Raw genomic sequence first — 13,615 nt, 5'->3', positions numbered from 1 at the left:
TACTTTCTTTTGTCATAAGCAACAAAAGAAAGGTAACCAAAGAAAAATGCTTTTCTTTGAATCACAAGCCCGCACGAGCGGTGCATACGCGGGGATTTTTCATACGGGACATCCCTGTCCCGATGAAAAACGGCGCGCATCCTTGCGCGCCGCCCTTCGGGTCTTCTTTTGCCTTCGCTAATGCGAGGCTACGCACAGCAACAGCAACAGCAATCGTGCAGCAACGGCAGATACCTGGCAATGCGCTCGCTACGGCGCGCCATCGCGGCGCGCCACCAACTCACTTCGCCGGGGCGAAGGTCACCTTGGTGCTGACCGCCACTTCGTTCGGGATGATCGAAGTGTCGGCCCAATCGCCGCCACCCACGCCGAAATCCAGGCGCTTGACGGTGGCCTTGCCGGCCAACACCGGCTTCGCGCCCGCGGCCCAGGTGAAGGTCAGGGTGACCGGCTTGGTCGCGCCGCGCAGGTTGAGGCTGCCGTCGGCGGCGTAGTTGTTGCCGCCCAGGCTGCGGAACTTGGTTGCGGTGAAACGGGCCTGCGGGAACTTGGCGATGCTGAAGAAATCCACGCCCTTGAGGGTGTCGTCGCGCTCGCTGTTCTTGGTGTTGGCGCCGGCCAGCGGAATCACCACGTCGAGCTTGGAGGTGTTCAGATGCGCCGGGTCGAAGCTCAGGCGGGCAGTGAAGCCGGGGAAGTTGCCGGCGAACACTTCGCCTTGGTACTGGGTGGCGAAGGTCAGGCTGGAACCGGGCTGCTGGACATAGTCGGCGGCGAACGCGGGCGCGGTGGCGGCGAACAGCAGGCCGGCCAGGGCGAGGGATTTAATCGGCATCGGGGTGCTCCGGAACTTGCGAGGGGGATGGGGAAGGAGAGGCGGCCAGGACGGGCTGCGCTTTGCGGCGGCCCGGCAGCATCCGGGTCAGGGTGTCGTCGTTCTGGAACAGATGGTGGTAGAAGGCCGCGCCGGCATGGGCCAGGACCAGGGCGAGCAGCAGCCAGAAGCCGTATTCGTGGATGTCGTGGCTCAGGCGCGACAGGTCTTCGCTGCGTTCGGCGATGCGCGGCAGGTTGAACCAGCCGAAATACTGCAGCGGGTAACCGGAAGAAGAGTTGAACACCCAGCCCGAGATCGGCAGGGCGAACATCAGCGCGTACAAGGCCCAATGGGTCAGCGAGGCGATGCGCTCCTGCCAGTGCGGCGTGCCCGCGACCGGGCGCGGGGTGCCGGCATATAAGCGCCACAGCAGGCGCAGCACGACCAGGCTCAACAGGGTCAGGCCGAGCGACTTGTGCAGCGCGTAGATCTTGATCTTCGACGGGCCGTTGCTCATGTCGGTCATGGTCAGGCCGATGATGGCGATGGCGGCGATCAACAGCACGACCGCCCAGTGCAGCAACTGGCTGATCGGACCCCAGCGGACGGCGGTGTTCTTGAGAGTCATCGGCGGGGCTCCGGTTCGGGCGTGGCTGCACTGGTGGAAGGATCGGGTGTTTCGTCGCTGGTTGAAGGCAAAGTGCCGTCCGGAATCGGTTCGCTGTCGTTGGAGGGGTCGTTGCCGAGATGCTGGTTGCGCACCGCTTCGGCTTCGATGCGCAGCTCGACCTCGTCGCCGATCACCGACTTCCAGGCGTCGATGCCGAACTCGGCGCGGCTCAGGCGCGCGGTCGCCGAGAAGCCGGCGGTGTGGCGGAACGGCGGCAGCGGGTGACGCTTGAAGGCGTTCAGACGCACGTCCATGCACAGCGGGCGGGTGACGCCGTGCAGGCTCAGTGCGCCGCAGACCCGGGCGCGGTCGGACGGGGTTTCGCCCTCGCTCGGCAGCGGCTCGACGGTTTCAGAAACGAACCGGGCGAGCGGGTGGCGTTTGCCGTCGAGCAGGTTGGCAGCGAGGGTGGCGGCGTTCCACTTGGCGTCGCCGAGGTCGAGCCGGGTCAGCGGCACGCTGACCTCGAGCTTGGCGCCGCGCCAGTCGTTGCGGTCGAACAGCAGGCTGCCGCTGGCGCCGGACACCGTGCCGATGGCCTGAGAGAAGCCGGCATGGGAGACCGCGAACATCACCCGTGTGTGCACCGGGTCCAGGCCGTAGCGCTGCGGCTCGGCCGCGCGCGCAGCGGCCGCCGCCAGCGCGAGCGGCAGTACGGCCAGCGCAACGGGGACGACGGCGCAACGGCGGATGAGAGGCATGACGGCTCCGGCAAGGTTCGGGTGGATTCTAGGCACAGCCGCGCAAAGTCGTGTCTAGGCACGCGCAACGATCCGTTTCGACCGCCCGCCCGCCGGGGAGTTCGGCCTCCGCGAGGCGTGCCCCTTGCTTCGTACAGGCGGTATCGCCGAGCCTAGTACCCGAGGGAACGAACAAGACGGGCGCTGGGACGCCGCGTTCCACCCGGGGAAGGAACCGAATGCTGCGAGCGCTGCTAACCGCCTGTCTGTGCCTGGGCGCCTCTTGGGCGGCCGGGGCGGCCGTGCCCGAAGTTCCGCGCGCGCGCATCATCGGCGTCGCCGACGGGCTGCCGTCGAGCAAGGTCAACGGCATGGCCTTCGACCACGCCGGCTATCTGTGGCTGGCCACGACCGACGGCCTGGCGCGCTACGACGGCATCGGCATGAAGGTCTGGCGGCATACGCCCGGCGACCCGGCATCCTTGCCCGGCAACGACCTGACCCTGGTCTCGGTCGACGATCGCGACCGCATCTGGGTCGCGGCCGAGGGCCGCGGCCTGAGCATGATGGACAGCAAACGCGAAGGTTTCGTCCATTACCGCCAGGCCGAACGCCCCGAGATCGGCAGCGACGACACCTTCGCCGTCGCCAGCCGCAACGGCGAGGTCTGGTTCGGCACCTACGGCGGCGGTCTGCATCGGCTCGACCGCGACGGCCGCATCACCCGTTTCGTGCCCAAACCCGGCGACCTGCGCAGCCTGCCGGCGGAAACGGTGCTGTCGCTGGCCTACGACGGCCGCGGCGATCTGTGGGTCGGCACCTTCAAGGGGCTGGCGCGCTGGACCGGCAGCGACTTCGAACGCGTCGCCGTGCCCGGCGAAGACCCGGCGCCGTGGATCTTCTCGGTCACCCCGGTCGGCGATCAACTGTGGGTCGGCACCAAGACCGGCCTGTACCGGCGCGAAGGCGACGGTCGCTGGACCGATCCCGATTATTCGGTGATGTTCGGCAGTCTCAATGCGGTGCTGACCCTGGCGCCCGATCGCGGCGGCAATTTCTGGCTCGGCACCCAGCGCAGCATCTGGCGGGTGGCGCCGAATGCGGTGCCGGTGCCGGCGACGCTCGGTCCGGCGCGGCCGGCGCGGCCGGTGCAGCAGATCGTCGGCCAGGAAGACGGCTCGTTCTGGTTTCCGTTCGCAGGCACCGGCGTGGGCTATCTGCGCTCGGACTGGCGCCGCGTCGCCCAGTACTCGCGCGAGCGCGGCACCTTGTCGAGCGAGCTCTATCCTTCGCTGGCGCCGTCGGCGAGCGGCGGGCTGTGGCTGCTCGGCGCGCGCGGCGAGATCGAACGCCTCGGCGCCGACGGCGTGGTCGAGCCGGTCAGCGACGGGCCGCACGATTCGATCGGCCACAGCGTGCCCAATGCCGCGGTCGAAGATCGCAAGGGCCGGCTCTGGGTCGCGACCAGCCGCAACAGCGTGGTGCGGATCGATCCTTCCGGGGTCTGGCGCGACTGGACCGTGGACACGCCGGAGCCGGCGCTCAACGGCGAGCCCGAGCGGATGCTGATCGCGCGCGACGGCACGCTGTGGATTTCGTTCCTGACCCAGGGCCTGCAGCAGCGCGACACCGACACCGGCAAAGTCTTGTCGACGATCCTGGTCGGGCCCGAGCAGGGCATCGGCGTCGGCGACCTCGGGTCGATGAAGCTCGCGCCCGACGGCGTGCTGTGGGTCGCCTCGGGGCAGGGCATGTTGCGTCACGATGCCGCCGGCAAGCGCATGCAAGCGGTGCAAGGCCTGCCGCGCGAGCGCGTGTTCGGTTTCGTCTTCGATGCCGCCGACAGCCTGTGGCTGCAGACCCTCAACGGACTCGAGCACTACCGCCGCGACGGCGGTAAGTGGCGTCTACAAGCGCGGATCGGCGTGGCCGAGGGCATTCCCGCGGTCGAGGCCACCGATCTGTTCCGCGACCGCCTCGGCCGGATCTGGATGCCGACCTCGCGCGGCCTGTTCCGCTGGGACCCGAAGGCGCGCCAACTGCGTCACTTCGGTGTCCAGAACGGCATGAGCAGCCAGGAATTCATCCGCCGCGGTTCGACCATGACCCCTGGCGGCGTGCTCGCCTCGGCGCTGTCGGACGGCAGCGTGGTGTTGGTCGACACCGAACTGGCCGACCCGCCGCCGCGCCAGCCGCGCCTGCAGTGGCATCAGCTCGACGTGCGCCGGCACGGGCGTTGGGTGCCGCTGCCGTTGCAGGGTTCTTCCCTGCCGGCCGGGGCGACGCGCGCCGCGCGCTACGCGACGATTCCGTCGCTGGCGCCGGACGACCGCGAGATGCGCGTGCAGCTGCGCTTGCTGTCGTTCGACGATCCGCAGGCCAATCGTTACTACACCCGCCTGGAAGGCTACGACAGCGATTGGGTGTCGGTCGGCAACAGCGGCGAGCGCGTGTTCGCCGGCTTGCCGTCGGGCAGTTACGTTCTGCACGCGCGTGCGGTCGACGCCAACGGCAATGCCGCGGTCGAGCGCACCCTCGAATTCAACGTGCGGCCGCCGTGGTGGCGCACGCCGCCGGCGCTGGCGGCGTTGGCGGGACTGATCGCTTTGCTGGTGTGGTGGATCGCCGCCTCGTACCGGCGCCGCCTGCAACGCCGGCTGTCCTGGCAAGCGGCCGAGCACGAACGCGAAGTCGCCAAGCAGGCTTCGCTGGCGAAGACCCGTTTTCTCGCCACCCTCGGCCATGAAGTGCGCACGCCGATGACCGGCGTGCTCGGCATGAGCGAGTTGCTGCTGGATACGCCCTTGAACGAGCGCCAGCGCGGCTACACCGAATCGATCCTGCGCGCCGGCCAGCATTTGCTGCGCCTGGTCAACGACGCCCTGGACCTGGCCCGGATCGAATCGGGCAAGCTCGAACTCGCCGACGAGTCCTTCGATCTGCGTGCCCTGATCGAACAGGCCGCCGAGCTGATGAGGCCGCTCGCGCAGCAGCGCGGGCTCGCCTTCGAAGTGCTGATCGCGCCGAGCGCGCCGCGCGGACTGCGCGGCGACGCCAGCCGCGTCTGCCAGATTCTGTTGAACCTGCTCGGCAACGCGATCAAGTTCACCGAACAGGGCAAGGTCAGCCTGATCGTCGATGCCCTGGCGCCGCAGGGCGTGCGTTTCGAGGTCGCCGACACCGGCCCGGGCTTGAACGAAGAACAAAAGGCGCGATTGTTCCGCCGCTTCGAACAGGCCGACGGTGCGCGCACCGCAGCGCGCTACGGCGGCAGCGGCCTGGGCCTGGCGATCTGCCAGGAGCTGGCGGCGGCGATGGAAGGGCATATCGCCGTGCACAGCGAACCCGGCCAGGGGGCGCATTTCGTGTTCGAGCTGCCGCTGCCGAACGCCGAGCCGCCGGCGAGCACGAAATCGCCCGAGACCGCGACGCGTGGGCCGCAGATCGGTCCGCTGGCCTTGCTTCTCGTCGAAGACGACCCGACCGTGGCCGAAGTCATCGCCGGTCTGCTGCGCGCCCAGGGCCATCGGGTGACGCATGTGGCCAACGGCCTGGCGGCGCTCGCCGAAGTGACCACGGCGCATTTCGACTTGGCCCTGCTCGACCTCGATCTGCCCGGCATCACCGGCCTCGACCTCGCCCGCCAGTTGCGCGCGCAGGGGTTCGCCGAGCCTTTGGTGGCGGTGACCGCGCGCGCCGACGCCGATGCCGAGCCGCAAGCGAGCGAGGCCGGCTTCGATCGCTTCCTGCGCAAGCCGGTGACCGGCGCGATGCTCGCCGACACCGTGGCCGCGGTGCGGGCGGCGAAGCATTGATCGCTGCGGCGCTGGCACGGGCGCAATCGTGACACGATGCGCAGTTGCGGCCCGCGCACTCGCTGCGGACGTTTCGATGAACCGGATGGATGTCGCACAATGAGCCGCGCTTGCGCCTGCGGGAAGCCGTTGCGACGATAGCGCTCGACCGCACCGGGGGCTTCGCTCGCGGTCCAGGAGGAACCCGTGCTGGGACGTTGTCTGTGTCTGCTGATGTTGCTGTTCGCCATGCAGGCAGAGGCACGCCTTCCCGAAACGCCGCGTTTCCGCCGTTACGGCCAGGAACAGGGGTTGCCGAAGTCGGTCGTGAGCATGGACCTGGACCGCCAGGGCTATCTGTGGATCGCGACCGAAGACGGCCTGGCGCGTTACGACGGCGTCGAATTCACCGTCTGGCGCCACATCATCGGCCTGTCCGGCTCGCTGCCGGACAACATGATCGAAGACGTTTACGTCGACGGCCGCGACCGCGTCTGGGTCGCCAGCCGCGACGGCCTGAGCTGGCTCGGCAGCGATCGCAAGGAATTCGTCCGGGTCGCCTTCGAAGGCCAGGACGCTTCGTGCAGCGACGATGTCTCCTACATGACCGGCACCCCCGACGGCGCGATCTGGACCGCGACCTACGACGGCGAGATGTGCCGCATCGACACCGATGGCCGCTTGTCGCGCTATACCCCCGGTGTCGGCGCCGGCGAACGCTTGCCGCCGGGACCGGTGACGGCCTTGCTCAGCGACGATCGCGGTCGCTTGCTGGTCGGCACCATGCACGGCCTGGTGCGCTTCGAGCGCGGCCGCTTCGGCCCGATCGGCCGCGACGACACCGCCGGCGTGCGCATCGGCGAGCTGTCGCGCGAAACCGACGGTTCGATCTGGGTCGGCAGCCAGCGCGGCCTGTTCCGGCTCGGCACCGACGACCGCATGACCCCGGCGCCGTGGGCGCTCGGCGAGCAGACCACCAACGCCATCGTCGTCGGCGATCAGTCCGGCGGACGCTGGATCGGCACCACCGCCGGCCTCTACCGCGTCGACCGCAACGGCGAGGCGCGCTTGTTGCAGGACGATGCCGGCGACGGCATCTGGGATCGCCGCAGCGGCCTGCAGCAGATGCTGCGCGACGGCGAAGGCGGGCTGTGGCTGGTGACCTATTCGCAGGGCTTGGTGTACCTGCCGCCGGACTGGAACCGTTTCGCTTCGATCACCTCGGTCGGCGGCATCCAGATCGATCGCCTCGACGTGCGCGACATCGCGCCCGACGGCGAGGGCGGTTTCTGGATGCTGTCGGCGACCGATCTGTATCGCCTGCGCCGCGATGCGCGCGTGCTGGAACCGGTCGCCGATAACCGGCAACTCGGCCTGAAGTGGATGCATACCCTGTATCTGCGGCCCGACGGCAAGCTGTGGATCGGCCATTCCAGCGGCTTGAGTCTGTTCGACCCGGCCACGCGCCAGGCGCGCAACTGGCCGTTCGGCGCCGGCGAACTCGGCACCACGGTGTGGTTCCTGCACGAACTGCCCGACGGCGGCCTGTGGCTGTGGTTTTCCGACGGCAGCGCGCGCCGCTACAACGCCGCCGGCGAGCGTCTGCCGTCCGGCGAGATCGAACGGGTGTTCTCGACCGCCGGTTTCACCACCGGCGCCGCGACCTTCGTGGTAGGCCCCGACGAACAGCCCTGGTTCGCCGGTACCGCCGGTTTGCGGCGTTGGGACGGCAAGCGCTTCGTCGTCGTGCCGGGCGGCGCGTTCGGCGACATCCAGGCGATGGCCTTCGCCGGTCCGCATCGGTTGTGGATCGCGCGCAACGGCGCGCTGGAGTCGTATCGCTGGGCCGAGGGCCAGCTCGCGTTCGAGCAACGCATCGACAACAGCGCCGGTTATCCCGACACCAGCGTGTCGGGCCTGCTGGTCAGCGACGCGGGCATGGTCTGGGCGACCACCTCGCGCGGCCTGCTGCTGGTCTCGCCGAAGGACAAGCGCCTGCGCCTGTTCGGCCTCGGCGACGGCATTCCCAACGTCGAGTTGAACCGCACCGCGCCGCAGCGCGGTGCCAAGGGCATCGCCGCGACCTTGTCGCTCGACGGCCTGGTGCTGTTCGATCTCAATACGCCGTTCCCGCGTTCGCGGCCGCCGCGGCTGTCGCTGGAAAGCCTGAGCGTGCGCCGCGAAGAGGACGAGTGGTCGTTGCCGGTCCAGCACGACACCGTGCAACTGGAATCCGACGATCGCGATTTCCGCGTGGTCGCGCGGCTGATGTCCTTCCTCGATCCGCGCTCGCACACTTACCGCTTCAAACTCGAGGGCTACGACCCGGACTGGATCGAACAACGCGCCAACGGCGAGCGTGTGTTCTCGCGCCTGGAGCCGGGCGAATACCGATTGCAGGTGAAGGCCGCCGGCGCCGACGGCATCTGGTCCGATCCGGTCGCCTTCACCCTGCACGTCAAGCCGCCGTGGTGGCGCGCGACCTGGGCCCAGGTCGGTTTCGTATTGATCGCCTTGCTGCTGCTCGGGATCGGCGCGCTGGTGTATCGGCGCCGCCTCGGCCGCCGCAGCGACTGGCAACTGGCCGTGCACAAGCGCGAACTCGCCGAACAGGCCTCGTTGGCGAAGACGCGCTTCCTCGCCACGCTCGGCCACGAAGTGCGCACGCCGATGACCGGCGTGCTCGGCATGAGCGAGTTGCTGCTGGACACGCCGCTCGACCCGCGCCAGCGCAGTTACACCGAGGCGATCCGCCGCGCCGGCGAGCACTTGCTGCGGCTGGTCAACGACGCCCTGGATCTGGCGCGGATCGAATCGGGCAAGCTCGAACTCGAAGACCGGCCGTTCGACCTGCGCGGGCTGGTCGACGAAGTCACCGGGCTGATGCAGCCGCTCGCGCGCCAGCGCGGGCTGGCCTTCGATGTCGTCATCACCTCGAGCGCGCCGCAGGGTCTGCGCGGCGATCCGAGCCGGGTCTGCCAGATCCTGTTGAACCTGCTCGGCAACGCGATCAAGTTCACCGAGCACGGCAAGGTCAGCCTGATCGTCGACGCGCTGGCGCCGCAGGGCGTGCGCTTCGAGGTCGCCGACACCGGCCCGGGTTTGAACGAAGAACAGAAGACGCGGCTGTTCCGCCGTTTCGAACAAGCCGAAGGCGCGCGCACCGCGGCGCGCTACGGCGGCAGCGGCCTGGGCCTGGCGATCTGCCAGGAGCTGGCGGCGGCGATGGAAGGGCATATCGCGGTGCAGAGCGAACCCGGCCAGGGCGCACGCTTCATCTTCGACGTGCCGTTGCTGCCGGTGGCGGCACCGCCGCCGCCGAGCGCCGATTCGGAGGCCGCGCCGACGGTGACGCGCCGTGCGCAAGCGCGCGCGATCCTGCTGGTCGAAGACGACGCCACCGTGGCCGAAGTCATCGCCGGCCTGCTGCGCGCGCAAGGCCATCGCGTGACCCATGTCGCCAACGGGCTGGCCGCTCTGGCCGAAGTGGCGACCGGGCATTTCGATCTGGCCCTGCTCGATCTCGACCTGCCCGGGCTCAACGGTCTGGACCTGGCGCGGCAATTGCGCGCGCAGGGTTTCGAGCGGCCATTGATCGCGGTGACCGCGCGCACCGATCCGGACGCCGAGCCGCAGACGCGCGAGGCCGGCATCGACCGCTTCCTGCGTAAGCCGGTCACCGGCGCGATGCTGGCCGAAGCGGTCGCCGCGGCGATGGGGCACGCGCCGCCGCAGTAAATGCAGCGCCGGCGTTCGCGGCCGCGGGCGGATGGGCGACGGACTTGGCTGCGGCCGCGCTTGCGCGAGGACACACACATTGCGACGATCCCGGATCGCCGCGCGTTGTGGCGAGGGAGTCCGGATGCGGCGCACTATTCGATGGCTGTTCGCGCTGACCTGGGCGGCGCTGTTTTGCGTCGCGCTTCCGACCGGCATGTTCCCGACCGCCATGGCCGGCCTGCCCGAGACGCCGCGTCCGCGCCAGCTCACGGTCGCCGACGGCCTGCCGTCGAACACCGTCAACCGCATCGCCGAAGACCGCCAAGGTTATCTGTGGCTGGCCACCAGCGAGGGCCTCGCCCGCTACGACGGCAGCGGCTACCGGGTCTGGCGGCGCGAACAGGGCCTGCGCGACAACTTCCTGTGGGCGGTGCACGTGGATGCGCGCAACCGGGTCTGGATCGGCACCAGCCAGTCCGGCCTGGCCATGCTCGACGCCGAGCGCAAGCAGTTCCGCTACTACGACCGCGCCAATACGCCGGGGTTGCACGACAACAACATCTGGTCGATCGCCTCCACGCCCGACGGCACGCTGTGGTTCGGCACCGCCCACGGCGGCCTGCACCGGATGGCGATCGACGGCAGCATCACCCGTTACGCGGCCCGCGAAGGCGATCCGCGCAGCCTGCCCAGCGACGGCATCGCCAACCTCAGCGTCGCCCCCGACGGCACGCTGTGGGTGAGCACGCTGGCCGGCGCGGCGCGCTGGACCGGGCGCGATTTCGAGCGCGTACCCGACCGGGCGCTGGCTTCGGTCATCGTCAACACCATCACCTTCGAGAGCGACGGCACCGCCTGGTTCGGCACGCCGCACGGCGTCGGCGTGCGCCGTCCCAACGGCCGCTACGAAGCGCAACCGTGGGCGCGCTTCGCCCCCGACAAGACCATCATCGACGTGCTTCGCCGCGATCGCACCGGCCAGTACTGGTTCGATCTGCCGGAAGGCCTGGGTATCGGCAACGCCGAAGGGATCGCGGTGGTGCCCTTGTTCAGCAGCACCAGCCAGGGCCTGGTGCGGCCGAACTGGTCGGGCGCCTACGAGGATCGCGAGGGCGGCCTGTGGTTCGCCAGCAACGGCCACGGCCTGTGGTATCTGCCGCCGAACTGGCGCCAGTTCTCGGTGCTGACGCGGCGCATCGACGACCCCGCGACCCTGGGCAACGCCAGCGTGCGCGGCATCGCCCCGGCGCAGAGCGGCGACATGTGGCTGGTCGGCAGCGGCGGCGTGCTCGACCGTCTCGATCCGGAGACCGGGCACGTCGTGCATGTCGCCAAGGGATTCAGCGGCAACCTGGGCCTGGACCGGGTGCTGCAGGATCGCGCCGGCCAGGTCTGGGTGACTTACTACGGCGGCTTGGCGCGCATCGATCCGACCACCGGCGCGCATCGCAACTGGAGCCTGGACAGCGTCCGCGATCCGACGATCGGCGGCACCACCGCCGAGTTGGTCGAAAGCCAAGGACTGATCTGGTTGCTCGGCAGCGACGGCGATCTGCAGGCGCGCGATCTCGACGGTCGCGTACGCGAGTCGTTCGCCTTCGGCGAGCGCGGCCTGCCGAAGGACGCGGTGCTCGAACAAAGCGGCAACGGCCCCGACGGCGTCTTGTGGGTCTCCAGTTCGCAGGGATTGTGGCGCTGGGATGCGGCCGCGCGCCGCTTCGATGCGGTACCGGGTTCGCCGGCGCAACCGGTGCATGCTTTCGCTTTCGAAGGGCGCGCGCGGATGTGGGCGGCCGGTTTCGGCACGCTCGAGGCCTATCGCTGGGACGGCGTGCGCCTGCAACGCGAGTCGAGTCTCGGCGCCCGCGCCGGGCTGCCGATGACCGAAGCGCGCGGCCTGATCGTCGACCGCGCCGGCTTGGTCTGGATGACCACCACGCGCGGCCTGGTGCGGGTCGACCCGCAACTGCGTTCGGTACGCGTGTACGGGGTCAAGGACGGTTTGCCGAGCCAGGAATTCCTGGAACGGCCGCAGGCGCGCCCGAGCGACGGCCGCATCCTGGTCGGCAGCCCGGAAGGCTTGATCCTGTTCGACCCGGCGGTGGTGCGGCCGATCGAGCGCGCGCCGCCGCTGATCATCGAGACCATCGAAGTGCGGCGGCGCAACGAGCGCATCGCGTTTCCGGTCGCGAATGCGGCGGCTGCCGTTACTGCGGTCGAGCGCGCACCGGTCGCGTTCGAGGGGATTTGGTCCGACGGCGTTCCTCCAGTAACGATCGTCGACGACATCGCGCGGACCGCCATAGCCGACGGCATCGCGCCTATTACGAACGCCGATGGCATCGCGCCCATTCCGATCGCCGATGGCATCGCGCCTATTACGATCGCCGATGGCGATCGCGACCTGCGCATCGTGGCGCGACTGTTGTCGTTCAACAATGCCCAGACCAATCGTTACCGGTTCCGGCTCAGCAATTACGATCCCGGTTGGGTCGATGTCGGCGCCAGCGGCGAACGCAATTTCTCGCAGCTCGCGCCCGGCGACTACCGCCTGGAAGTGAAGGCCAAGAGCGCCGACAACGTGTGGACGCCAGTGCAGGTCATCGCCCTCCATGTCGATTCGCCGTGGTGGTGGAGCCCATGGGCGATCACCGGTTTCATCGCCCTGGTGCTGTCGCTGCTCGGCCTGCTCTGGTTCGCCTACCGCCGGCGCGCACGCCGGCGCCTGGCCTGGCAACGCGCCGAACACGAACGCGAAGTCGCCAAGCAGGCCTCGCTCGCCAAGACCCGCTTCCTCGCCACCCTCGGCCATGAAGTGCGCACGCCGATGACCGGCGTGCTCGGCATGAGCGAACTCCTGCTCGACACCCCGCTCGACGAACGCCAGCGCAGCTACACCCTGGCGGTGCGCCGCGCCGGCGAGCACCTGCTGCGCCTGGTCAACGATGCCTTGGACCTGGCGCGGATCGAATCGGGCAAGCTCGAACTCGCCGACGAAGCCTTCGACCTGCGCGCGCTAGTCGAGGAAGCCAGCAACCTGATGGCGCCGCTGGCGCGCCAGAGGCGTCTGGCCTTCGAGATCGACATCTCATCGGGCGCGCCTGCGGGTTTGCGCGGCGACGTCAGCCGGGTCTGCCAGATCCTGCTCAACCTGCTCGGCAATGCGATCAAGTTCACCGACGAAGGCAAGGTCAGTCTGCGCGTGGAATCGCTGAAGCCGCAGGGCGTGCGTTTCGAGATCGCCGACACCGGCCCCGGCCTCAACGAGGAACAGAAGAACCGTCTGTTCCGCCGTTTCGAGCAGGGCGACGGCGCCCGCACCGCGGCGCGCTACGGCGGCAGCGGCCTGGGGCTGGCGATCTGCCAGGAGCTGGCGGCGGCGATGGAGGGCCACATCACCGTCTACAGCGAACCGGGGCAGGGCGCGCGTTTCGTCTTCGATCTGCCGCTGCAGAACGTCGCGCCGCCGCCGCGCAGGCACGACGAATCCGCATCCATCGCCTACGCCGCGCCGCTGTCGTTGTTGCTCGTCGAAGACGATGCGACCGTAGCCGAAGTCATCGCCGGCCTGCTGCGCGCGCAGGGGCATCGCGTCGCCCATGTCGGCAACGGCCTGGCGGCGCTGACCGAAGTGGCGACCGGGCACTTCGACCTGGCCTTGCTCGATCTCGACCTGCCCGGCATCAACGGCCTCGACCTGGCCCGCCAGCTGCGCTCGCAGGGTTTCGCGCAGCCCTTGATCGCGGTGACCGCACGCGCCGATGCCGACGCCGAACCGCAGGCCACAGCGGCCGGCTTCGACCGTTTCCTGCGCAAGCCGGTGACCGGCACCCTGCTGCGCGAAGCCATGGACGCGGTGCTGTCGCGCAAGACGGAGGTTGATCGGAGGCTTGTGTAACCCGCCTGGCGTTATCCGGCCTTCGGCCGCCGCAAG

The 13,615-nt window shown here is 69.2% G+C and carries 6 protein-coding genes; 3 read left to right on the top strand and 3 right to left on the bottom strand.

Annotated features, from left to right (window positions below; genetic code table 11):
* Positions 1 to 280: 280 nt before the first annotated feature.
* From GLA29479_RS03315 to GLA29479_RS03305, 3 genes are read right to left on the bottom strand one after another with little or no spacing between them, the layout of a single operon-like run.
* Positions 281 to 835 carry a YceI family protein gene (locus GLA29479_RS03315; RefSeq protein ID WP_057970770.1) on the bottom strand — a complete coding sequence of 185 codons (555 nt, stop codon included), beginning with the start codon at positions 833 to 835 and terminating at the stop codon, positions 281 to 283.
* Entirely contained in the window at positions 825 to 1,445 is a 621-nt protein-coding gene (locus tag GLA29479_RS03310; protein WP_082638248.1) for a cytochrome b, read from the bottom strand. Before GLA29479_RS03310 ends, GLA29479_RS03315 begins: the two co-directional genes overlap by 11 nt.
* A complete protein-coding gene (locus GLA29479_RS03305) occupies positions 1,442 to 2,188 on the bottom strand; it encodes a YceI family protein (protein ID WP_057970769.1) in 747 nt (248 codons plus the stop codon). The genes GLA29479_RS03310 and GLA29479_RS03305 overlap by 4 nt, the downstream gene beginning before the upstream one ends.
* Positions 2,189 to 2,469: 281 nt before the next feature.
* Between GLA29479_RS03305 and GLA29479_RS03300 the strand changes: the two genes are divergently transcribed.
* The 3 genes from GLA29479_RS03300 to GLA29479_RS03290 all read left to right on the top strand — a co-directional run bounded on the left by GLA29479_RS03300 (position 2,470) and on the right by GLA29479_RS03290 (position 13,579).
* Positions 2,470 to 5,982, top strand: a complete 3,513-nt coding sequence (locus GLA29479_RS03300) for a sensor histidine kinase (protein ID WP_248842789.1) — start codon at positions 2,470 to 2,472, stop codon at positions 5,980 to 5,982.
* A 186-nt stretch (positions 5,983 to 6,168) separates the two neighbouring features.
* A complete protein-coding gene (locus GLA29479_RS03295) occupies positions 6,169 to 9,699 on the top strand; it encodes a hybrid sensor histidine kinase/response regulator (protein ID WP_144436329.1) in 3,531 nt (1,176 codons plus the stop codon).
* 124 nt (positions 9,700 to 9,823) lie between these two features.
* The gene (locus tag GLA29479_RS03290) at positions 9,824 to 13,579 is read left to right on the top strand and encodes a hybrid sensor histidine kinase/response regulator (protein WP_057970766.1); all 3,756 of its coding nucleotides are present in this window, start codon (positions 9,824 to 9,826) and stop codon (positions 13,577 to 13,579) included.
* The last annotated feature ends 36 nt before the right edge of the window (positions 13,580 to 13,615 follow it).

Origin of the sequence: Lysobacter antibioticus (genome assembly GCF_001442535.1) — a bacterium.
Taxonomy (GTDB): domain Bacteria; phylum Pseudomonadota; class Gammaproteobacteria; order Xanthomonadales; family Xanthomonadaceae; genus Lysobacter; species Lysobacter antibioticus.
This window is presented reverse-complemented; position numbering and strand designations above follow the sequence as displayed.